Annotated in this window: 18 protein-coding genes and 1 pseudogene; 5 read left to right on the top strand and 14 right to left on the bottom strand. The window is 72.2% G+C overall.

Annotation, left to right across the window (positions count from 1 at the left end):
• A pseudogene (locus SGA01_RS38980) lies at positions 1-239 on the top strand (ATP-binding protein); the annotation flags it as partial.
• A gap of 173 nt (positions 240-412) precedes the next feature.
• On the opposite strand, the gene SGA01_RS38975 reads toward SGA01_RS38980, so the two are convergent.
• The 5 genes from SGA01_RS38975 to SGA01_RS38955 form a co-directional block, all read right to left on the bottom strand.
• Complete coding sequence (locus SGA01_RS38975) at positions 413-607, bottom strand: acyl-CoA carboxylase subunit epsilon (RefSeq protein WP_024756259.1); 195 nt, start codon at positions 605-607, stop codon at positions 413-415.
• Between the two features lie 14 nt (positions 608-621).
• Complete coding sequence (locus SGA01_RS38970) at positions 622-2205, bottom strand: acyl-CoA carboxylase subunit beta (protein WP_024756260.1); 1584 nt, start codon at positions 2203-2205, stop codon at positions 622-624.
• 153 nt (positions 2206-2358) lie between these two features.
• Positions 2359-4680, bottom strand: coding sequence for a polysaccharide lyase 8 family protein (locus SGA01_RS38965; RefSeq protein WP_141302997.1), 2322 nt, complete (start codon positions 4678-4680; stop codon positions 2359-2361).
• 120 nt (positions 4681-4800) lie between these two features.
• On the bottom strand, positions 4801-8685 hold the full coding sequence (locus tag SGA01_RS38960; protein WP_141302995.1) for an endo-alpha-N-acetylgalactosaminidase family protein: 3885 nt from the start codon (positions 8683-8685) through the stop codon (positions 4801-4803).
• A 202-nt stretch (positions 8686-8887) separates the two neighbouring features.
• Positions 8888-9397: a hypothetical protein gene (locus SGA01_RS38955; RefSeq protein WP_141302993.1), complete on the bottom strand. Its 510-nt coding sequence runs from the start codon at positions 9395-9397 to the stop codon at positions 8888-8890.
• 229 nt (positions 9398-9626) lie between these two features.
• On the opposite strand from SGA01_RS38955, the gene SGA01_RS38950 reads away from it, so the two are divergent.
• Complete coding sequence (locus SGA01_RS38950) at positions 9627-10238, top strand: YceI family protein (RefSeq protein ID WP_141302999.1); 612 nt, start codon at positions 9627-9629, stop codon at positions 10236-10238.
• Positions 10239-10327: 89 nt separating this feature from the next.
• Here SGA01_RS38950 and SGA01_RS38945 read toward each other — a convergent pair whose 3' ends face one another.
• Together SGA01_RS38945 and SGA01_RS38940 are read right to left on the bottom strand one after the other, a co-directional pair.
• Positions 10328-11479 carry a serine hydrolase domain-containing protein gene (locus tag SGA01_RS38945; protein WP_141302991.1) on the bottom strand — a complete coding sequence of 384 codons (1152 nt, stop codon included), beginning with the start codon at positions 11477-11479 and terminating at the stop codon, positions 10328-10330.
• A 25-nt stretch (positions 11480-11504) separates the two neighbouring features.
• The gene (locus tag SGA01_RS38940; protein ID WP_141302989.1) at positions 11505-11957 is read right to left on the bottom strand and encodes a DUF4267 domain-containing protein; all 453 of its coding nucleotides are present in this window, start codon (positions 11955-11957) and stop codon (positions 11505-11507) included.
• Positions 11958-12050: 93 nt separating this feature from the next.
• Between SGA01_RS38940 and SGA01_RS38935 the strand changes: the two genes are divergently transcribed.
• Both SGA01_RS38935 and dnaN read left to right on the top strand, forming a co-directional pair.
• Positions 12051-12632: a TetR/AcrR family transcriptional regulator gene (locus SGA01_RS38935; protein ID WP_141302987.1), complete on the top strand. Its 582-nt coding sequence runs from the start codon at positions 12051-12053 to the stop codon at positions 12630-12632.
• Between the two features lie 10 nt (positions 12633-12642).
• A complete protein-coding gene (gene dnaN, locus SGA01_RS38930) occupies positions 12643-13770 on the top strand; it encodes a DNA polymerase III subunit beta (protein ID WP_141302985.1) in 1128 nt (375 codons plus the stop codon).
• An 85-nt stretch (positions 13771-13855) separates the two neighbouring features.
• On the opposite strand, the gene SGA01_RS38925 is transcribed toward dnaN, so the two are convergent.
• From SGA01_RS38925 to sigJ, 5 genes are all read right to left on the bottom strand, one after another.
• Complete coding sequence (locus tag SGA01_RS38925; RefSeq protein WP_141302983.1) at positions 13856-15208, bottom strand: hypothetical protein; 1353 nt, start codon at positions 15206-15208, stop codon at positions 13856-13858.
• Positions 15209-15270: 62 nt separating this feature from the next.
• Positions 15271-16902 carry a citramalate synthase gene (cimA, locus tag SGA01_RS38920; RefSeq protein ID WP_055641168.1) on the bottom strand — a complete coding sequence of 544 codons (1632 nt, stop codon included), beginning with the start codon at positions 16900-16902 and terminating at the stop codon, positions 15271-15273.
• Between the two features lie 282 nt (positions 16903-17184).
• Complete coding sequence (locus SGA01_RS38915; protein ID WP_141302981.1) at positions 17185-18525, bottom strand: MFS transporter; 1341 nt, start codon at positions 18523-18525, stop codon at positions 17185-17187.
• Between the two features lie 75 nt (positions 18526-18600).
• Positions 18601-19146 (bottom strand): TetR/AcrR family transcriptional regulator, encoded by a 546-nt coding sequence (locus SGA01_RS38910; RefSeq protein WP_223835457.1) that lies wholly within the window; start codon positions 19144-19146, stop codon positions 18601-18603.
• A gap of 96 nt (positions 19147-19242) precedes the next feature.
• Positions 19243-20172: an RNA polymerase sigma factor SigJ gene (gene sigJ, locus SGA01_RS38905; RefSeq protein ID WP_141302977.1), complete on the bottom strand. Its 930-nt coding sequence runs from the start codon at positions 20170-20172 to the stop codon at positions 19243-19245.
• Between the two features lie 126 nt (positions 20173-20298).
• Here sigJ and SGA01_RS38900 point away from each other — a divergent pair, with 126 nt between their 5' ends.
• Complete coding sequence (locus tag SGA01_RS38900; RefSeq protein WP_141302975.1) at positions 20299-20694, top strand: hypothetical protein; 396 nt, start codon at positions 20299-20301, stop codon at positions 20692-20694.
• Here SGA01_RS38900 and SGA01_RS38895 read toward each other — a convergent pair.
• Together SGA01_RS38895 and SGA01_RS38890 are read right to left on the bottom strand one after the other, a co-directional pair.
• A complete protein-coding gene (locus SGA01_RS38895; protein ID WP_141302973.1) occupies positions 20669-21685 on the bottom strand; it encodes an agmatine deiminase family protein in 1017 nt (338 codons plus the stop codon). The two genes, SGA01_RS38900 and SGA01_RS38895, sit on opposite strands and share 26 nt — an antisense overlap.
• A gap of 10 nt (positions 21686-21695) precedes the next feature.
• Positions 21696-22471 (bottom strand): amidohydrolase family protein (locus SGA01_RS38890; protein WP_141302971.1); only part of this gene is annotated, 776 nt, incomplete at its 5' end.

The raw sequence follows: 22471 nt of genomic DNA, 5'->3' as shown, positions 1-22471 counted from the left end.
CCCGTCGCCTCGCCGACTGCTTCCCCGCCGTCGACTACTTCGAGAACAGCGGCCTCCCCTTCGTCATCGCCCTCAACGGCTTCGACGGACACCAGCCGTACCAGCCCGAGGAAGTCCGCGAGGCGCTCCAGATCGGCCCGGACACCCCGATCATCATCACCGACGCCCGCCACCGCGCGGACGCCAAGAGCGCGCTCATCACCCTCGTCGAGCACGCGCTCATGGCCCGCCTGCGGTAGTCCCGACGGACGTCCGTACGAATCTCGGAAGGAGGCCCCGCGCACCGGTCGGTGCGGCGGGGCCTCCTTCGTGCGTCCGGAGGGCTTCCGGCAGCCGTCCGACGGCCGTCTGACGGCCGTACGCCGAAGGCCCCCGCTCCGGGTGGGAGCGGGGGCCTTCGGTGCGGCGGGGGTCAGCCCTGCCAGGAGTGGGAGGGCCGGAAGCCCGACTGGCGCTCCAGACGGCGCCAGCCGGCCGTGGAACGGCCGTCGTGGGCCTCGGCGGGCTGAGCGGACGCGCGGGCGAGCAGGACCGCCGTGATGGCGGCGAGCTCCTCGGGGTCGGCGTGGCCCTTCTCTACACGGAGAAGATTGGCAGGGGTGGACACGTGGGTGGCTCCTCTTACTGAGGCGGGTTGCCGTGCTTGCGGGACGGCAGGTCGGCGTGCTTGGTGCGGAGCATCGCGAGGGACCGGATGAGCACCTGGCGGGTGTCGGCGGGGTCGATGACGTCATCGACCAGGCCGCGCTCGGCCGCGTAGTACGGGTGCATCAGCTCGGCCTTGTACTCCTTGACCATGCGGGCTCGCATGGCGTCGGAGTCCTCTGCCTCGGCGATCTGCTTGCGGAAGATCACGTTGGCGGCGCCCTCGGCGCCCATGACCGCGATTTCGTTGGTGGGCCAGGCGTACGTCAGGTCGGCGCCGATGGACTGGGAGTCCATGACGATGTAAGCGCCGCCGTAGGCCTTGCGCAGGATCAGGCTGATCCGGGGCACGGTCGCGTTGCAGTACGCGTACAGCAGCTTGGCGCCGTGCCGGATGATTCCACCGTGCTCCTGATCGACGCCCGGCAGGAAGCCGGGTACGTCCAGAAGGGTGATGATCGGGATGTTGAAGGCGTCGCACATCTGCACGAAGCGGGCGGCCTTCTCGGAGGCCTCGATGTCCAGGACACCGGCCAGCGACTGGGGCTGGTTGGCGACGATGCCGACGACCTGGCCGTCGAGCCGGGCCAGGGCGCAGATGATGTTGCGCGCCCAGCGCTCGTGGATCTCCAGGTAGTCGCCCTCGTCGACGAGCTCCTCGATGACCTTGTGCATGTCGTACGGACGGTTGCCGTCCGCCGGCACCAGGTCGAGCAGGACGTCGGAGCGACGGTCCGCCGGGTCCTCGGAGGCGACGGTCGGCGGGTTCTCACGGTTGTTCTGCGGGAGCATCGACAGGAGGTAGCGGACCTCCGCGATGCAGGTCTCCTCGTCGTCGTACGCGAAGTGCGCGACGCCCGAGGTCTCGGCGTGCACGTCGGCGCCGCCGAGGCCGTTCTGGGTGATCTCCTCGCCCGTGACCGCCTTGACGACGTCCGGGCCGGTGATGAACATCTGCGAGGTCTCGCGGACCATGAAGACGAAGTCGGTCAGGGCGGGGCTGTAGGCCGCGCCGCCGGCACACGGGCCGAGCATCACCGAGATCTGCGGGATGACGCCCGAGGCCTTGGTGTTGCGCTGGAAGATGCCGCCGTAGCCGGCGAGCGCCGAGACGCCCTCCTGGATACGGGCGCCGGCGCCGTCGTTCAGGGAGACCAGCGGAGCACCGGCCGCGATGGCCATGTCCATGATCTTGTGGATCTTCGTCGCGTGGGCCTCGCCCAGCGCGCCGCCGAAGATCCGGAAGTCGTGCGCGTAGACGAAGACCGTGCGGCCCTCGACCGTGCCCCAGCCGGTGATGACACCGTCGGTGTACGGCTTCTTCGCTTCCAGGCCGAAGCCGGTCGCCCGGTGCCGGCGCAGCTGCTCGACCTCGCTGAAGGAACCGGCGTCGAGCAGCAGCTCGATGCGCTCGCGAGCGGTCAGCTTGCCCTTCGCGTGCTGGGCCTCGGTGGCGCGGTCACTCGGGCCGCGGAGCGCCTGCTCGCGCAGGACGTGCAGCTCGGCCACTCGGCCACGGGCGTCAGCGGGCTCGCTCGGGATCTGGTCCACAACGGTCATGTACCGACCCTACGAAGTCGGACAAGAAAACTCCGCCGTCCACTCCGTACAGTCTCCCGTGTCGATTCCTGGTGGGGCTGGACAGAACCGTCGCCCGTCCAGCCCGAGTCAACAGCCAGACACCCCCCGTGTTTGTGGGGTTCTCACATAGCGCTAGAGGAGGACCTCGCAACGGTGCGTGGCTCCGGCCGTACCGGGGGTGATTCGCAGGCGGAGCGAGCCGCCCGTGGCGAGCACCTCCACCGAGGGGTCGTGGGCGAGCACCCGGCGGACCGGGCGGTCCCAGACCAGCTCCAGCGGCTGACCCGTGCGGGGCGGTTCGGCGACCCTCAGGTCGAGGACCGAGCGGCGCCTGCGGGCGAGGACGCTCGCCGGGGCGGTGACCGTGAGGGGCCCCACCGTACCGGCCTGCCAGAAGTTCGCCGCGGTCAGTCCGACGGACGGAACGGCGACCGCCTGCCGCTCGGCGGTGTTGTCGAGAACGTGCAGCCAGTCCCGGTCGGCGGCGCGGGCGGCGACCCGGTACCGGGAGGCCCCCGGCATCAGGAGGTAGGCGTACGAGGCCGAGACCGGGTCCGTGCCGTGGTCCAGCCAGAGCGTGCGGTACCGGCGGGTGCGGCGCTCGGTCGAGCCGGTGGTGTTGATGTCGCTCCAGGCCCCGGTGCGGTCCTCCTGGACGGTGCGGAGGTCCCCGGTCCCGCCGGGGAGGACCCAGCCGCCGTGGCCCTCCAGATGCGCCCAGCCGGCGCCGGTGGCGAAGGCTCGCGTCCCGGCCTCGCCGAGGAGGCGGTTGTCGACGACCGTCTCGACGGGGACGCCGTCGGTCGCGGTGATCCCGGCGCCGAGGCAGATGACGGCGTCCGCCGCGCAGAACCAGGACTTCCGGGCCTCCAGGGTGGAGCCGAGGCCCTTGAGGTGCTGGCCGACGGCCGCGTACTCGCCGTCGGTGGCACCGCCGACCCAGCGGACGGCCGGCTTGGGCGCGCCCCACTCGCCGCCCGCCCGGTCGGCGAGACGCTTGGTGGAGACGGTGGTGCCGGGGAGGCGGTACGGGTCGACGGTGGGCCAGAACCAGTCGGTGTACTGGTCGCCGAGGTCCGGGGTCCACCAGGAGAGCATGCCGGCGCCGGTGTGCCAGCCGCGCGGGTTCTCGCCGTTGCCGCACTCGTAGTACGAGATCCGGTTCGAGGCCATGGCGATGTTGGCGGCCCAGCCGGGGCGCCGGTGCACGGCCCGGTCCATGGCGGTGAAGAGCCGGTGTCCGGTGGGTTCGGGCGCGGCGGGGACGGGGGCGGCGGCCACGGCGTGCAGCCGGGCGAGGTCGGCGACGCCGAACTGGCGGGCGGCGAGGATCGGGGAGACGGTGTCCCGCTGGATCCACCCCTTCACGCGCGCGTGCCAGCGGTCGCGCTCGGCGGGCGAGGCCCCGCCGGCGAGGAGGGCCATCGCCGCGATCACGCCCTGGCCGTGGAAGTGGTCGGAGCGCATGATCTGCCGGTCGTCGTTCCTTTGGAGGCCTCGGCTGATGGCGCGGCCGTTGACGCTGTCCATCATCAGGCCGTCGTAGATCAGGGGCGCGTACGCCTTCTCGACGCTGTCGAGGACGATCTGCCGGTTCGGGTCGGTGACGGACCAGCCGGACCCGGCCAGGAGCGAGAAGAGGCGGCCGAGGCCGTCGAGCATGACCTGCCCGTAGGTGCCGGAGTAGGCGACCCAGGTGTGCTGGACGAAGGAGCCGTCGGCGTAGAGGCCGTCCCCCTGGGTCACGTACGGGAAGACGGGCGAGAGGGCGTCCCGGGCGAGGGCGATCTTGGCGGGGTTCGCGCCGAGGACGCCGCGCAGGGCGACCGAGCGGCACAGGTCGACGCGGTTGGCGCCGGTGGAGGTGCCGGTGTAGTTCGTGAGCACCGAGTCCGGGACGAAGTGGTCGACGGCGGCGCAGGCGGCGGCGATCCGTTCGGCGCCGAGGTGCGGGTGGAGCGCGGCGACGACGTCCATGAGGAGTCGGGGGCTGCCGATCTGCCACTCCCACCAGTTGCCGTAGCGGGGGGCGCCCGCGCGGTAGACCGTGGCGGAGAGGTGGTCGAGGCCGCGCAGGACGTCGGCGAGCAGGTCGGCGTCGCCGGTCAGGCCGGTGCCGGGCTGTACGTACGCCTGGGTCATGGTCCACAGGCGGCTGTAGCTCTGGGTGATGCCGGCCGGCGGGTCGAAGGGGACCCCGGGCCAGAGCGAGGCGGGCGCCGGGGCCATGGAGGCGCGGAACGCCCGGGCGAGCGTGCCCGTCTCGGCGAGGCGGGAGGCGTAGGGCTCGGCCCCGGCGTCGAAGCCGGAGCCGAGCTGGAGGTCGAGCCAGCGGAGGCGGAGGGTCTCGAACTCGGACTCCGCCGCGGCTGCGGGGAGGGGGAGTCCGAGGGCCGCCGCGGCGGCGGACGCGGTGATCAGGAACGTACGGCGGGACCAGGCGGGGACGGGCACGGGAGCCTCCCGGGGGAAGTGGTGGAGACCGTTCGCCGCCTGGTGTAGCACCGGATTTCCGACGCAATCAATGAGCACCGCAGGGTGTGGGGAAAGCGCTTACCGTCGTCTTCCGCCCGGTCAGGGGGCGCAGTGGAAGCGGGCGTTACCCCAGTCCGCGTGGTCGTTGCCGTTCCCGTCGCCGCCGTCGTCGGCCACGAGCTCGACGTAGGAGGCGCCGGTGACGTCGGCAGTCAGCGACCAGGCGGCGTCGGTGGCCTTGAGGACCGGGGACTTCACCTTCTCCGTACCGTCCGCGAGGACGCTGAACCGGACGGTGCCCCGGCTGGTCTGGACGTCGTCGACCCCGACCTCGGCGGTGAGGGAGGTGCACCGGCCGCCCAGGTAGTAGCGGACCTTGGCGGGGGCGTGGCTGCCGAGGCCCTTGGCGTACGTCACTCCCCCGATCCGCAGCGGGGAGCCGTCGCCGGTGCCGGTCTCGCCGTTGGAGAGGTCGCGCTCGACGGGTCCCCAGCCGTTGGTGGCCGAGGTCCAGTCGAGGTCGCTCGCCCAGCTGTCGGCGGTGGGCGGCGGCGGCAGGGTACGGACGGTGGTGGCGGCGGTGAGCTTCCGGGCGGCTCCCCCGAGGTCGTAGGCGACCTCCGCGCCGAGGGTGTACGGCCGGTAGGCGGCGTCCACGGGCGGGGTGATCCGCCAGGCGACGGTGGTGGCGCCGCCCGCCGCGACGGGGTCGAGGGCGACGGGCGCGGCCGGTTCGGCGCTCCAGCCCTCGGGGAGGGTGAGCGTGGCCCGGGCGCCGGTGATCGCGGCGGCCTCGTCGTTGGTGAAGGTCGCCCTCACCTCGTTGGCGCGGCCGGGCTCCAGGGTCTCCGGGGCGGTGACGGCGAGGGTGCCGCAGGCGGCCCGCTCGGCGGCCGGACCGAGGTCGGTGACGGTGAAGGAGTCGAGGACGAAGTCGGCGCCGTCGGGGGCGTCGCCGCGCTTGCGGAGCCCGGTCCAGGTGTCGCCGCAGCCGGCCGTGACGGTCTCGGCGAAGTGCCCGGTCGTCCGCTGCTGCCCGATCGGGGTGCGGCGGGTCTCGACGGCCGGTCCCGTGCCGCTCGTCCGGTCGTAGCCGGTGACCCACTCGTACGCGCCCGCGTGGCTGGACTGGTAGTCGTACTCCACGCGGTAGCTGTGGCCGTCCTTCATCGGGACGGTCCAGGGCGCGGTCCGGTAGACCAGGCCGCTGTTCTCGTCGTGCGACTTGAGGGACTCGGCGCCGCCGATGACGTCGTCGATCGCCTTTCCGTTCCACCCGGCCTGGGTGTACGGGGCGTGCAGCTGGGCGATGTGGGTGCGCGGGTCGGTCGTCCCGCCGGAGTCGCCCTTGAGGAAGGGGCCCCAGCCCTGGTCGACGGCCTCGAAGTCCTCGTACGCGACGGCTCCGTCCTTCGTCGCCGGCGCGTTGGCCACGATCCGGACGTCGTCGACCCGGACGGTCGCCGTGCTGCCGCCGGCGGCCTCGATCCGCAGCGGGACGGACCCGTCGGCGGGGGCGGTGAAGGTGACCTTGGCGCGCTGGAAGCGGGTGCCGTTCCAGTCGGAGGCGGCGACCCGGTCGTCGAGGGCGGAGCGCTCGACCGTGACGGCCTTCCCGCCGACGGAGAGGGTGGTGGGGCGGGCCTTGCCGGCCTCGACCTCGACGAGGGCGGAGGCGGTGTAGCGCGCGCCGGGGGTGAGGCCGGTGATCCGCTGGCGCACGGAGGCCGTGGCCGCGCCGCTGAGCTTCGCGCTGTTGCGGCCCTGGGCGTCGGTGTCCCGGGCGACGGTGCCCGCCCTGGCCCAGGCGCCGAGCCCGGCGTCGTTGAAGCCGGGGTCCTTCACCGGGGTGCCCTGGCCCCACTTCGCGGCGCGCTGCGCCGGGGCGCGGTCGGGGTACAGGACGTAGGGCTGCCCGGCGACGGCGTCGAGGGTGACCTTCCCGCCGACGGGCCGCACGGTGGCCGTCTTCACCCGGCCGTTGTCGGTGAGCTTGTACACGGAGTACGAGCGGGCGCCGGCGGGGACGGCCCAACTGCTCGTGCCGCCCGCCTTGTTGTAGTGGTAGAGCTTCCCGCCCTTGCGGTCGGCCGCCCAGGGGAGCAGATAGGCATCGCCGTCGAGGACCTTGCGGCCGTTCTCGTAGAACGTGCGGCTGCCGTGCTCCACGGTGCCTCGGACGCCGCCGGTGAAGGTGAGGTCGTTGCCGTTCCAGCGGGTGATCTTCTGCTGCTGGAGGTACTTGGCGGGCAGGTTGCGCTGCCAGATGTTGGCGGTGAAGTCGTTCCAGTCGGTCTCGCCGGTCCAGCCCTCGAAGTCGACGAGGGCGGTCTGGCCGAGGACCGGGTGGTTGTTCCAGACGTCCTTCTCGCCGTTGCGGATGAAGCGCACGATCTGGGAGTTGAGGCCCTTGTTGGTGGCGCCGCCGTAGTCGAGGTCGTTGGCCCAGTGGGACCAGAGGGAGGCCCGCTCGAACTTCTCGGACCACTCGGTGGCGACGTTCCAGCCCTGCGCCTGGACGGCCTGCATCGTCTTGTCGGCGATCCAGCCGTGCGTGTAGTAGACGTCGATGTAGAGGGCCGAGAGGTTGGGGTCGGTCTCGTCGCGCAGCTGCTGGAAGCGGCGGGCGAGGTCGCCGCTGTTGATGTCCCTGCGCTGGTCGATGTAGTAGCTCTGGTTGAGCCAGTTCCAGCCGGGCTTGGTCTTGTCGACGAGGGTCTCGCTGAAGTTCTTCGCCTCGGGGTACGACTCGGTGGCGTTGACGTGGACGCCGAAGCCCGCGCCCCACTTCCGGCCCTCCTTGAGGAGGGTGTTGAGGTCGGCGAGGCCGCCGGCGCGCTTGTTGTAGTTGCCGCCGTAGTCGGGGTGGGCGGAGTCGTGGCCCTCGGAGCCGTATCCCTTGAGCAGCGCGAACTGGCCGAGCCCGTCGGTGGCGAGCGAGATCCGCTTGACGTCGTCGAGGGTGCGCAGGAAGGGGTGGGTGGCCTGTGAGGCGAAGTTGAAGGGGATGTGGGCGACGACCCGGTCGGGGGTCTGCTCGCTGCCGGGCGCCTTGATCCCGATCGTACGGAAGGCGATCGCGCCGTCCTGCCAGTCGGTCGCGCCGTCGGCGTTGGCGTCGGGGGTGACGACGACCTTGGCCCAGGGCAGGCCGTCGCCGCTCTCGGGCTGCGGGGCTCCCGCGCCCCGGTAGGTCCACTGGCCGGACCAGACGCCGACGCGGGTCTCCGTGTCGCTCTTGCGCGCCTGGTGCCAGAAGCGGGCGCCGTCGCGGGCGGAGGCGCCGGCGGGCTTGTCGTAGCTGGAGTTGGACTCGACGGCGGCGGCCAGCCGACCGGTGCTGACGATCGCGTAGCTCGCGCCGACCGGGTTCGCCTCGGCGGCGGTGGCGTCGGTGACCTGGGCGAAGACGTCGGCGGTACGGGTGGAGTCCGGGTCGAGGCGGGTGAAGGCGGTGGCGGCGCCGCCGTCCGCCGAGCCCACGGAGACGAGGTCGTGGCCGGGGATGTCGAGGGTGCCGACGCGGAAGGCGTCGGTGTCGCGGACGGCGGTGACCCGGAAGGTGGTGGTCCGGCCCTCGACGCGCAGGCTCGCGTCGATCTCGACGCCGGGCAGCTCGGGGAAGGCGAGGGTGTACGCGGCGGAGGAGGCGGTGAGGACGGGGGCGCCCTTGGCCTGGACGGCGTAGGGGGTGCCGTTGAGGACGACCCGCGTCACCGGCGCCGTACTGCCGAGGAGGCGGGCGCCGTCGGCCCTGTCGGTGTACGAGAGGACGCGGGGGAAGTCCTCGGCGACGGCGACGGAGAGCTGGGCGGAGGCGATGACGGGGGCGGCGGGGCCGGCCGCCGGGACGGGAGCGGCCGCCGGGCCGGTGGCGAGCCCGGCGGCGTCGGCGAGGGCGGGCCCGGACAGGGCGAGCACGGTGGCCGACGCCGCCGCGAGTGCGCAGGCCGCACGGATTCTTCGCGAAGGGGGGAGGAACATGCGGACCAGTCAGCCGCGCCCCGGCGGCACCGTCAACGAGATCGCGCCGCGCGGGCCCCTCCAGTCCAAGAACCCCCTCCGGTTAGTCCAAGTGACCACCGAAGGGGGCTTCTTGAGGTCGCGCCCCGGGTGCCTCCGGGCGCTTCCGGGTGCCTCCGGGCGCTTCCGGGCGCTTCCGGGCGCTTCCGGGTGCGGCGAGCGGTCAGCAGCCGCCGCAGTTGTAGAAGGTCACGTCCCAGTGGTTGCCCTCGTCGGCGTAGACGTTGCCCGCGCCGGACCGCCACTGCGGGGCGCCGTCACCGCGTACGCCGATGTAGGTGAAGGTGTTCTTGATGTAGTTCCCGAGGCACGTGTACTTGCTGAAGTCGAGCTTGTAGCCGTTCCAGTGGGAGTACGTGCCGCTGGCGTGCCCGGTCTCGGTGCCGCCGGTGATGTTGAGGGCGCAGCCGCTGGCGCTCTTGAGGGTCTGGGCGCCCTGGGCGGTGGCGAGGTTGAGCTGGTCGAAGGACGTGCAGGTCGCGACGTTGCGGTTGGAGCAGTTGCCCGAGGACGACCAGGTGATGCCGGAGGAGCTGAACTTCGAGGTCGCGGTGGCGTGGCTGATCTTGGTGACCGCGTGGGCGTCGGTGGCGGTGGTGAGGGCGCCGAATCCGGGGGCGAAGAGGGCGCCGAGGACGAGGGCGAGTGCGGTGAGGACGGAGCGGAGCTTCACGGGGGATGCCTCCTGCTGGTGACCGTGACGACTGGGGACGGCTGTGCAGGTGGTGCTCGTCGCGCAGGGAGATGGTGCCGCAGTTCTACGCGCGTCCGAAAGAGGGCCTCGGGCGTCTTCGGACGCCATGCGGGTGAACATCTTCCGTAGATGTTGAAACTTGAACGGAATAGGTCTACAGTCGTTCTCGTTGAAGGTTCAACAAACACCGATCAAGGAGCTGTACGTCATGGGTCTCTTCAACCGCAAGAACAACGAGTCCGCCGTCGCCACCGCCACCCTCCCCGCGAACCCGGCCCTGGCCGCCCTGACCGGCGACTACAGCATCGACCCGGCGCACAGCAGCATCGGATTCACCGTCCGCCACGCCATGGTCACCAACGTCCGCGGCACCTTCGCCGAGCACGAGGGCGCGCTGAAGCTCGACGGCGCGAACCCGGGCGCCTCCACCGCCACCATCGACGTCAAGATCGCCTCCATCGACACCGGCATCGGCGACCGTGACGGCCACCTGCGCAGCGGCGACTTCTTCGACGCCGAGCAGTTCCCGCTGATGACCTTCCGCTCCACGGAGGCCGCGCAGCTGGGCGGCGACAAGTACCGGGTCACCGGCGACCTCACCATCAAGGACGTCACCAAGCCGCTCTCCATCGACCTGGAGTTCAACGGCACGGCCACCGACGTCTACGGCAACGAGCGCGTCGGCTTCGAGGGCTCGGCCGAGATCCTGCGCTCCGAGTGGGGCCTCACCTGGAACGCGGCCCTGGAGACCGGCGGTGTGATGGTCAGCGACAAGGTCAAGCTGAACTTCGACATCTCCGCGATCAAGAACGCCGCCTGACCCCGGACGACCCGGGAAACCCTCCGGACACACGAGCGCGCCCGCCCTCCGCAGCAGCGGAAGGCGGGCGCTCGGCGTTCCCGGCAGGGTCAGGCGGCCTTCGCCGCCGCCTCGACGACCGCCGGGATCAGGCGGCCGTTCTCGGCGGCGCCCGGGCCCGCCATGAAGCCGAAGCGGCGGCGGGCGTAGCTGTAGGCGAGGCCGGTCGCCGGGTCGGCGAAGGCCTGGGAGCCGGGGGCTCCGCTGTGGCCGACGGCGGCCGGGCTCAGGGAGGGGTAGCGGGTGGCCAGCGGGACGAAGCCGAGCCCGAAGGCGTTCTCCTGCCCGGTCACGAGGTCCTTGCCCGCGGAGTGGATCCGGGCGACCTCGGCCAGGGTGTCGGGAGCGAGGAGCGGGGGCCGGCCGTCGAGCTCGCCGGCGATCGCCGCGTACATCCGGGAGAGACCGCGCGCGGTGCCGACGCCGCCGCCGGAGAGCGGCGCCCGCTCCCGTACCTCCCGGGAGTTGGCGTAGCCGACCATGTCGAAGGGCGGGTCGGCGTGGAAGTTGAACGCGACGGCCATGAGGCTGTCCGGGGCGATCGGGTTCGCCGCGAGGAACGCCTGCTCGGCGGGGGTGGGGAGCAACGGCAGGGCCGTACGGAACCGGGGCTCCAGCGCCTCGGGCAGGCCGAGGTGGTAGTCGATGCCGTACGGGGCGCGGACCCGCTCCTCGTACAGCTCCTGGACCGTCCGGCCGGTGGCCCGCAGGACCACCTCGCCGACCAGGGCGCCGACGACCAGGGCGTGGTAGCCGTGCCCGGTGTCCGGCTCCCAGTAGGGGCGCTGGCCCGCGAGGCGGGCGGCGATCAGCCGGTCGTCGGCGAGCTCCTCGGCCGAGAGGCCGCCGTCCGCGCCGATCACACCGGAGCGGTGGGCGAGCAGCTGGCGGAGGGTGATCCGCTCCTTGCCCTCGGCGGCGAACTCGGGCCACCAGGAGGAGACCTCGCGGTCCAGGTCGAGGACGCCCTCCTGGACGAGCAGAGCGGTGATCAGGGCCATGACGCCCTTGGAGGAGGAGTAGAGCCCGAGCAGGGAGTCCCCGTCGACCCCGTCACCGCCCCAGAGGTCGACGACGAGCCGGCCGCGGTGGTGGACGGCGAGCTGCGCGCCGCCGTCCCGTGCCTCGTTCGCGGCGACCTCGGCGAACACCTCGCGTACGGACTCGAATCCGGGCTCCACCGTGCCGTGGACGTCGGTCATGGCTCTACTCCCCTGGGTGCGGCTGTCACGGTCGGACAGTAGAACGATCAAGGGCGGAATTCCCTTCCCGCACGGTCGAGTTCGTCCCGGCCGTGTCCCGGGACGTCGCGAAGAGCAGGCCTGCCGTGAGGAGGACCCCGGCGCCGGTGGCCGCGTGGATGCCGAGCGCGGCGGCGTACGAGCCGCCGTGACCGAGGACGGCGAGCGCGTCCACGAAGGGGACGATCGCGAGGAGCAGCATGACCCAGGCCAGCGGGCGGCGCCTGCCGAGGGCGAGCAGGGTGAGCACGATCGCGCCGTTGGCGAGGTCGCGGCCCGCCTTGACCGTGAAGTACCCGGCGGCGTCGCCCTCGGGCCAGGACGGGATGCCGAAGCCGGCGGCGGCGGTCTCCGGGGCGAGCAGGAAGTTGGTGCCGAACCAGAGGCAGGCGAGGCCGAGGAGGACGGACAGGACGTTCGTGACGCGGTGCAGGTTCATGGCTCCCCCAGTACGTTCACCTAGCGGCGCTAGGACTGACAGCAACGCTAGACCTACCGACGCTCTCTTGTCTAGCGGTGCTAGCGTTCTCGTATGTCCGTGCAACAGCGCCGAGAGCGCGAACGAGCCGAGCGCCACCGCCTGATCGTGGACGCCGCCCGCGAACTCGCCGAGAGCGAGGGCTGGGGCGCGGTGACCACCCGGCGCCTCTCCGAGCGCGTCGCCTGCAGCCAGCCCGTCCTCTACAGCCACTTCACGGGCAAGGAGGCCATCGTCACGGCGGTCGCCGCCGACGGCATCGGGGAACTGACGGTCGCCCTGCGGACCGCCCGCACCGGCGCCGCCTGCCCGGCGGAGGCGCTCACCGCCCTTGCCGTCACCTATCTCGCCTTCGCCCGCGCCCACCCCGCCCTGTACGAGGCGATGTTCGTCCGGCGCACCTCGCTCGAGTTCGCCACCGAGAACTCGCCCGAGGTCCTCAAGGCCGCCTTCGCCGAATTCCTGCACACCGTCGGCCCGCTGACGGGCGGACGCGACCCCGCCACCCTCGCCGAACTCGTCTGGAGCGCCCTGCACGGCCTCGCCACCCTCGACGGCACCGACCGGCTCCGTCCCGATCTCGCCGAGGACCGCCTGGAACTGCTGGTCGACGCCGTTGTCAGTGGCGGCGTCTAGCGTCGGTGGCATGGAAATCCGTATCGACAGCGCCGTGTTGACCGAAGCCGTGGCCTGGGCCGCGCGCGTCCTGCCGGCCCGTTCCCCGATGCCCGTGCTCGGCGGGCTGCTCCTGGAGGCGGCGGAGGGGCGGCTGCGGGTGTCCGGGCTCGACCACGAGGCCTCCGCGCGCGTCGAGGTCGAGGCCGACACGGCCGTCGAGGGCAGCGCCCTGGTCCTCGGGCGACGGCTGCTCGACATCTGCAAGGTGCTCCCCCGGGGGTACGCCGAGCTCGCCGTCGAGGACGCCCGCCTCTCGGTGACCTCCGGGGACGCCCGCTTCGGCCTCTCCCTGCTGCCGCTCGACGACTACCCGGCCCCGCCCGCGCTGCCCGAGGTCCGGGGCCTGGTCGACGGTGACGCCTTCGCCGCGGCGGTCGGCCAGGTGGCCGTGGCCGCGGGCCGGGACGACTCCCTGCCGGTCCTGACCGGCATACGGCTCGCCCTGGACGGTTCGACGATGACGGTGGCGGCCACCGACCGCTACCGGTACGCGGTCCGCACGCTGGAGTGGTACCCGGACTTCGGCCGGGGAGCGGCCACCCCGGGCGCGGAGCCCGGCGAGCCCGCCGATGTGGTCGTCCCGGCCCGTCGGCTGACCGAGATCGCCCGCTCCCTCGCGGGCGGCGGGCCGGCCCGCCTCGCGCTCGACTCCGGGTCGATCGGCTTCGAGAGCGGGGGCATGCGCACCACCACCCGGCTGCTCGACGGCCGGCTCCCCCGCCACGACAAGCTCTTCGCCCTCGGCGACCACGCCCTGGCGGTCACGGAGCGATCGGCGCTGACCGAGGCCGTCAAGCGGGTGGCGGTGGTCGCCGAGGGTGACAGCCCGGTCCAACTGTCCTTCACCGCCTCGGGGGTCCACCTCCAGGCGGGGTACGAGGACGACGTGGCCTCCCAGCACCTGCCGGGCAGCCTCACCGGGGCGGACTCCATGACGGTCGCCTTCAACCCCGCCTACCTCCTGGACGCGCTGACCTCCCTCGACGCCACCGAGGTCCGCTTCCACCTCCTCGGCCCGGGCCAGCGGGCCCTGCTCACCGATGCCGAGGAGCCGGCCCACCGACACCTGCTGATGTCGGTGAAGCCGCTGGTCTGACCGGATTCCGGCCCGGCCGCCGGAGCCGCCGGCGCCGCAGGCGCCGCAGGCGCCGCCGGAGCCGCAGGAACCGCAGGAACCGCGGTCAGAATCCGCCGCCGCCGTCGAATCCGCCGCCTCCGCCGAAGTCGCCGCCGCCGAAGCCGCCACCCCCGCCGAAGTCGCCGCCGCCGAAGTCGGAACCGGAGAAGTCGGCGCCGGAGACGTCGCCTCCCTGGAAGTCGCCGCCGCCGTACTCGGAGGCGTACGCGGGGGTGGACAGCGCGGAGCCGAGCATCGTGCCCACGAGGAGGCCGGGGAGGAGGCCGCCGCCGAAGTAGCCGCCGGCCCAGGGGCCGTAGGCGGGGCCCGCCTCCCAGTAGGGGCGGCGGCCCGCGTCCGTGTCGACGGTGCGGGCGAGAGGGTCGAGGCCGTCGTCGAGGCGGGCGGCGTCGGCTGCGCAGACGGGGACCTGGCGGGCGGCGCCGCCGGCCGGAGTCCAGGTGCGGTCCTCGGTGGACAGCCCGTGGCGCGGGTCGAAGAAGCAGGGGGCGCGCCGCTCCGGCAGCGGTCGGGACTCGCGGCGGGCGGCGAGGAGGGCGAGGGAGAAGCGGCCGTCGTCCAGGGCCTGGGTGACGCCGCGGACGTCGTGCGGGTGGGCCGCGGAGGCCATGAGGGACTTGGCCTTGTCGTACGAGTCGAGGGCGCGTTCGTAGTCGCCGCGCTTGGCGTCGTCGGAGCCGGGCTCGGCGGGGTGGAAGTCGAGGCGTTCGAGCTCCTCGCCGAAGGCGGTGATGTCCTCGTCGACGACGACGCGCAGCTTGTCGAGGGCCGCCCGCTCCTCGGCCTCCTTGCGGAGCCTCTTGCGGCGGACGACGGTGTAGGCGGCTCCGCCGCTCACGGCGACGACCGCTCCGAGGGTGACGAGTCCGGCGACGGGGACCCCGGAGTCCGCACCGGCGGAGCCCCAGGAGGCGGGGGCGGAGCCGCGGAGGGTCGGGAGGGCCTGGTCGGCGAAGTTGTTCAGCTCGGTGGCCGCGTCGACGCCGGGCTGGCGTACGGAGGTGACCAGGTTCTGCACGGCCTGCTGCGACATGACGGAGGAGTCGGCCTTCGCGTCGAAGCCGTCGCCGAGGCGGATCGCGTACAGGCCGGTGATGCCGGTCTGAGTACGCAGATTCTGGAAGAGGTCCTCCGGCGGGAACTCGGCGTTCGCCGGCAGGACGGCCATGAAGAGCGGCTTGTCCGCGTCCTTGATCTTCTGGGCGAGGGCGTCCGCGTCGGCCTGCGAGAGCTGGGCGGCGGCGCCCGGGTCGACGTACACCGGGCCCTGCTTCAGGGCGGCGGCCGCGTCGGACATCCCCGAGGCCCTGGCACCCACGGAGGGGGCCAGGGCCAGGAGCAGCAGGAGTATCAGCCCGGCGAGGGCCGACAGTGCGGAAAGCGGCCTGGTCCTCATGTATCGAAGCTACCCGAAATACAGGGAAGCTACCCGAACCAGGCGAAACGGAACAGAGGGAACTACTCGGCGGGCTCGATCCCGGCCCGCAGCAGCCCGTACGTGAAGGCGTCCTCCAGGGCCTGCCACGAGGCCGCGATCACGTTCTCGCCGACGCCGACCGTGGCCCACTCGCCGTTCCCGTCACTGGTCGTGATCAGGACGCGGGTCGTGGACTCGGTGCCGTGGCGGCCCTCCAGGATGCGGACCTTGTAGTCGACCAGCTCGAACTTGGCGAGCTGCGGGTAGATCCGCTCCAGGGCCACCCGCATCGCCAGGTCGAGGGCGTTGACCGGACCGTTGCCCTCGGCCGTGGCGACGATCCGCTCACCCTTGGCCCAGAGCTTCACGGTGGCCTCGTTGGCGTGGGTGCCGTCGGGGCGGTCCTCGACGATCGCGCGCCAGGACTCCGTACGGAAGTAGCGGCGGGCCCTGCCCTCGGCCTCCTCGCGGAGCAGCAGCTCGAAGGAGGCGTCGGCGGCCTCGTACGTGTAGCCCTGGAGCTCGCGCTCCTTGACCCGCTCGACGACACGGGCGACGAGGGCACGGTCGTCGCCCAGGTCGACGCCGAGCTCCTTGCCCTTGAGCTCGATCGAGGCGCGGCCGGCCATGTCGGAGACGAGCATCCGCATGGTGTTGCCGACGAGCTCGGGGTCGATGTGCTGGTAGAGGTCGGGGTCGACCTTGATGGCGGAGGCGTGGAGCCCGGCCTTGTGTGCGAAGGCGGAGACGCCGACGTACGGCTGGTGCGTGGAGGGCGTGAGGTTGACGACCTCGGCGATGGCGTGCGAGATCCGGGTCATCTCGGCGAGCGCGCCCTCGGGGAGGACCTTCTTGCCGTACTTGAGCTCCAGGGCCGCGACGACGGGGAAGAGGTTGGCGTTGCCGACCCGCTCGCCGTAGCCGTTGGCGGTGCACTGCACGTGGGTGGCGCCCGCGTCGACGGCGGCGAGGGTGTTGGCGACGGCGCAGCCGGTGTCGTCCTGGGCGTGGATGCCGAGGCGGGCGCCGGTGTCGGCGATGACGGTGGAGACGACGGCCTGGATCTGGGCGGGGAGCATGCCGCCGTTGGTGTCGCAGAGGATGACGACGTCGGCGCCGGCCTCGTGCGCGGCGCGGACCACGGCCTTGGCGTAGTCGGGGCTCGCCTTGTAGCCGTCGAAGAAGTGCTCCATGTCGACGAAGACCCGGCGGCCCTGGGAGGTCAGGTACGCGACGGTGTCGCGGACCATCTCCAGGTTCTCGTCGAGCGTCGTGCGCAGCGCGAGCTCGACGTGCCGGTCGTGCGACTTGGCGACGAGGCAGATCACCGGGGCGCCGGAGTCGAGCAGCGCCTTGACCTGCGGGTCCTCGGCGGCGTTGCCGCCCGCCCTGCGGGTCGCGCCGAAGGCCACGAGCTGCGCGTTCTTGAACGCGATCTCCTGGCGGGCGCGGGCGAAGAACTCCGTGTCGCGCGGGTTGGCGCCGGGCCAGCCGCCCTCGATGAAGCCCACGCCGAAGTCGTCGAGGTGGCGCGCGATGGTCAGCTTGTCGGCGACCGTGAGGTTGATGCCCTCACGCTGCGCCCCGTCGCGCAGCGTCGTGTCGAAGACGTGGAAGCTGTCGTCGACATGGCGGTCGTCGAGGCGCGGGCTCTCGCCGTTCTCCGTGGTCATGACTGTGATGGCTCCTGTCGGATGTGGCTCCGGAAGGTCTGGATCCACTTGCCCCCATTCTCACGCGCTGTCCGTCTCCGGCATGGGTGGGGCCGGAAAACGAAAAAACCCCTCGCGGGTGCGAGAGGTCTGCGCGCGGGTCTGAGGCACGGTGTCCACTGCCGCGGGGGTTGTGCCGCGGTTCAGAGGCCACTGCGGACCGGCGCGCTGCTGCCGATAATCATCGTGGTAGCAAGCACGCCGGAAGTCTGACACAGGTGAGGGGCCGCCGGGACGGCGGTCTCACGATACGGGCAGCTGATCCCGCTTCTGTCCGGGCAGGGTGCCGGGGCCGCCGGAGCCCTTGCCGCCGACCCGGCCGAGGTCGATGTCCCGGGTCTCCCGCATCACGAGGTAGACGATCAGGGAGACGGCCGCGCAGCCCGCCACGTACCAGGAGAAGCCGGACTCGATGCCCGCGTTCTTGAACCAGAGCGCCACGTACTCGGCGGTGCCGCCGAAGAGGGCGTTGGCGACGGCGTACGGCAGGGCGACGCCGAGGGCGCGGATGCCGGTCGGGAAGAGCTCGGCCTTCACGCAGGCGTTGATGGAGGTGTAGCCGGTGACGACGAGCAGCGCGAGCAGGGAGAGGCCGAGGGCCGGCCAGAAGGAGCCCGCGTGCTTCAGCATCGCGAGGATCGGCACGCTGAGGAGGGTGGATCCGACCGCGAAGGTGATGAGGAGCGGGCGGCGGCCGATCCGGTCGGAGAGCCGGCCGGCCAGCGGCTGCAGACATGCGAAGACGATGAGGGCGCAGAAGGAGACCAGGGTGGCGGTCTGCTTGGGCAGTCCGGCGGAGTTGGAGAGGTACTTGGTGAGGTAGGTGGTGTACGTGTAGTAGGCCACGGTCCCGCCCATGGTGAGGGCGACCACGAGGAAGGCCTCGCGCCGGTGCGCCCAGAGCGCCTTGAGGGTGCCCTGCTCGCCGACGGCGACCCCGTCGCCGGCGCTCTCCTCGTACACCTCCGTCTCCAGCATCGTGCGGCGCAGGTAGAAGACGACGGCCGCGCCGAGGGCGCCGATGACGAAGGGGATGCGCCAGCCCCAGCTGTGCAGGGCCGCGTCGGACATCGTGCGCTGGAGGACGATCAGCAGGCCGAGGCCGAGGACCTGTCCCGCGGTCATCGACACGTACTGGAAGCTGGAGGCGAAGCCGCGGTGCTCCGGCGCCGAGGCCTCCGTGAGGTAGGTGGCGCTGGCCGCGTACTCGCCGCCGACCGAGAGGCCCTGGAGGAGGCGGGCGATCAGGAGGACGCCGGCGCCGCCGTAGCCGGCGACGGCGTAGGTGGGGGCCACGGCGATCAGCAGCGCCGAGGCGGACATCAGGGTGACGGTGAGGGTGAGCGCCGTCTTGCGGCCCTTGCGGTCGGCGACCCGGCCGAGGAGCCAGCCGCCGACGGGCCGCATGAAGAAGCCGACGGCGAAGATGCCGGCGGTGTTCATGAGTTTGGCGGTGTCGTTCCCCTCGGGGAAGAACGATCCCGCGAAGTAGGTGGCGAAGCTCGCGTACACGAACCAGTCGAACCACTCGACCATGTTGCCGGCGGAACCGACCCAGATCTTCTTCCAGTGCTCTCGTCCCATGGACCGGAACCGTGCCGGAGGTCACGCACGGGCAACAAGGCTGTAGCGCACAACGATCCTGTGTACTTACGTGCGTTACGGTCGCGGCAGCAGGTCCTGCTCGATGAACTCCCGTACGTGGTCGAGGACTTGCTCGCGCCCGGTGCCCGGGATCCCGACCGCCACGTGCACACTGAAGCCGTCGAGCAAAGCCCTCGTACGGGTGGCGAACCGATCCGGGTCGACCGCCCGGAACTCCCCCCGCGAGACCCCTTCGGCGAGGATCGCGACCAGATCCCGGTGCCAGGCCCCCTCGATGGCGGCCTGCCGGACGCGGGCGTCGTCGTCGGCGTTCTGCGAGCGGTTCCAGACCTCCAGCCACAGCGTCCAGTGCGGGTCGCGCGGGCCGGTGGGCACGTACACGTCGACGTACCCGTCGAGCCGCTCGCGCGCGGTCCCCGGCCGGGCGAGCAGCGCGCTCCGCGCGGCGCCGAGCCGCCCCTCGCTCCACTCCAGGGTCTGGAGCAGCAGCTCGTCCTTGGTGCGGAAGTAGTAGAGCAGGTGTCCGCTGCTCATCCCGACCTGCCGCCCGAGCCCGGCCATGGTGAGCCCGTCGAGCCCGCGCTCGGCGATGGTGTCCATGGCCGCGGCCAGCACGTCCTCGCGGGGCGGGGCGGCCTGGTTGCGGCGGCGGGGGTGGGGTGGGGTCGGGTCGCTGCTCTGACTCACCCGTATGTTCTACAGGATGGCCCGAGCCGCTCCGTTCCCGGTCCACGCGCGGAGTTTCTCCGGGTTGCGGACGGCCCAGATGCGGGTGACGCGGTCCCCTTCGAGATCGAACGCGGCCACGGTCACGGTCACGCCGGTGTGCTGGGCGACGAGCCCGGGCCGGCCGTTGACCGTCCGCTCCAGGAGCCGCAGCCCCGGCGCCTTGTCGGCGATGTGGATCAGGTACGCGGCGATCTCCTCGCCGCCCTCGACCGGGTGGAGGACGGTGCCGACCAGGCCGCCGCCGTCGGCGACCATCGTGGCGTCGGGGTCGAGGAGGCCGACGAGGGCCTCGATGTCCCGGGCCTCCCACGCCTCCCTGAAGTGCCGCACCAGACCGGCCTGCCCCGCCGACGGGGCCGCGGGGGCCTGTGCGGACCGCATGCGCCGGCGGCCCGAGGACGCCAGCTGCCGGCAGGCCGCGGGCGTCCTGTCGAGGGTCTCGGCGATCTCCCCGAAGGAGTACCGGAAGACGTCGTGGAGGACGAAGGCCACGCGCTCGGCGGGGGTCATCGACTCCAGGACGACGAGGAAGGCCATGCTCACCGACTCGTCCAGGGTGACCCGGTCGGCGGGGTCGTCCGCGCCGGCCCACTCCGCGCGGTCGGGAAGCGGCTCGGGTATCCAGGCGCCGACGTACCGCTCGCGCCGGGCGCGCGCCGAACCGAGCACATCGAGGCAGACACGGCCGACGACCGTCGTCAGCCAGGCGCCGGGCGAGGCGACGGCCTCCTGCCGGAGCGGAGGCATCGCGTACCAGCGGGCGTACGTCTCCTGCACGGCGTCCTCGGCCTCGGCGAGCGAACCGAGCAGCCGGTAGGCGACGTTGGTGAGATGGCGCCGCTCACCGACGACCGCGCCGAGGTCCGGCTGCGACTGCGACTCCGACTGCGTGCTCATGATGACGACCGCTCCCCGCTTTTCCCCGTGAGGCCGACGTCTCACCTCACATTTCGCGGGGCTGTGTCGTCGGACTGGCGAGAGCGTATCGATCCACCGCCGCGAGGCAGAAGAAGGGACCACATCATGGCCGTACAGACGACTCCGGCACCGGGCAGGTTCACGTTCGTGCAGGTCGCGATCGCCCTGCAGACCCTGGCCCTCTTCTTCCAGGCCGTCACCGCCGGAGCCCTGCTGTCCTCGTCCCTCGGCTACCAGCTGCACGACATCGGATCGAAGGTGATGTACGGCGCCTCGATGGTGTACGTGGTCGCCGCGATCCTCGCGTGGCGGCCGGGCGGCGGCCCCGCCCGGCCGGTCCTCCACGCCTCCGGCTTCCTCGCGCTCGCCACGGTGCAGGTGATCCTCGGCGTCGCGCACATGTCGGCGTTCCACGTCCCGCTGGGCATCGTGATGTTCACCCTGAGCGTGCTCGCGCTGGCCGCCAAGGTGCGCGCTACACGCGCGGCTGCTGCTGCGTGATGCAGTGGATGCCGCCGCCGCCCGCGAAGATCGTGCGCGCGTCGACGAGGGTGACCGTGCGCTCCGGGAAGAGGCGGCGGAAGATCTCGGCGGCGAGCTCGTCGTGCGGGTCGTCGAAGGCGCACAGGATCACACCGTCGTTGCACAGGTAGTGGTTGATGTAGGAGTAGTCGACCCACTCGCCCTCCTCGTCCCTGAGGACGGTGGGGGCCGGGATCTCGACGACCTCCAGGGGGCGGCCCTGCGCGTCCGTCTGGCCGCGCAGGATGCTCACGTACATCCGCGAGCGCTCGTAGTCCGGGTGCGCCGGGTCCTGCTGGCTGTGGACGAGGACCGTGCCGGGGCGGGCGAAGGCGGCGACGATGTCGACGTGGCCCTGGGTGCCGTAGAGGCCGTAGTCGCCGGCGAGGCCGTGCGGAAGCCAGATCGCCTTGGTGGTGCCGAGCTTGGCGTGGATCTCGGCCTCGACCTGCGCGCGGGTCCACTCCGGGTTGCGGCCCGGGCCGAGCTGGACGGTGTCGGTCAGCAGGACCGTGCCCTCGCCGTCGACGTGGATCGCGCCGCCCTCGTTGACGAGGAGGGAGGAGAGCACGGGGACCCCGGCGACGTCCGCGACATGGCGGGCGATCTTCGAGTCGTGCTCCCAGCGGGCCCAGTCCTGGCCGCCCCAGCCGTTGAACACCCAGTCCACGGCGGCGAGTTCGGTGCCGTTCGTGACGAAGGTCGGGCCGATGTCCCGCATCCAGGCGTCGTCGAGGTCACGCTCGACCAGCTCGACGTCCTCGCCGAGCAGGGCGCGGGCGGAGTCCGTGTCGCCGGGGGCGACGACCATCGTCACCGGCTCGTGGCGGCGTACGGCCCGGGCCACGGACGCCCAGGCGGCGCGCGCCTCGGCGAGCTCCTCCTCGTTGGTGAAGGTCGGGTTGGGTCCGGGCCAGGCCATCCAGGTGCGCTCGTGCGGTGTCCACTCGGCGGGCATGCGGTAGGTCATGGTTCAGGTCCTAGAGGAAGTAGAGGCGGTTGAGGGAGACGGACTCGGCCGCCTCGGAGCGGATCGGAGAGCCGTCGAGCGAGACGAGGCCCGTACGGTCGTCGACCTGCACGTCACCGACCCGGGAGTTGAGGAGCAGGTCCGCGGGGCCGATGCCGCGCGTGCCGCGCACGGCGACGCGGCGGCGGCGGGTCGGCATCGCGTCGGAGCCGAGGTCGACGGCGGCCTGCGCCACGAACGCGACGGAGATGTCGGCGGCCGTGCTGCCGTGCCCGCCGAACAGCGGCCCGAGGACGAGCGGTTCACAGGTGTCCGTGGCGGCGTTCGGATCGCCCACGACCCCCCACGCGGGGAAGCCGGACTTCAGCACCAGCTGCGGCTTGGCACCGAAGAACTCCGGCCGCCACAGCACGATGTCGGCCAGCTTGCCGACCTCGATCGAGCCGATCTCGTGTGCGAGGCCGTGGGCGATCGCCGGGTTGATGGTGAGCTTGGCCAGGTAGCGCAGCACGCGCGCGTTGTCGTCGTGCGCGCCGTCGCCCTCCAGGGGGCCCAGCTCGGCCTTCATCTTCCCGGCCATGGCGAAGGTCCGGCGTACGGTCTCGCCGGCCCTTCCCATCCCCTGCGCGTCGGAGGAGGTGATCCCGATCGCGCCGAGGTCGTGCAGGACGTCCTCCGCGCCCATCGTCCCGGCCCGGATCCGGTCGCGCGCCATGGCGGCGTCGCCGGGGAGGTCGGTCTTCAGGTCGTGGACGGAGACGATCATCCCGTAGTGCTCGGCGACCG

The sequence above is a fragment of the Streptomyces gardneri genome, from assembly GCF_006539185.1.
Classification (GTDB): domain Bacteria; phylum Actinomycetota; class Actinomycetes; order Streptomycetales; family Streptomycetaceae; genus Streptomyces; species Streptomyces gardneri.
The sequence above is the reverse complement of the archived record's forward strand: the minus strand, read 5'-3'. Positions and strand labels throughout refer to the sequence as shown.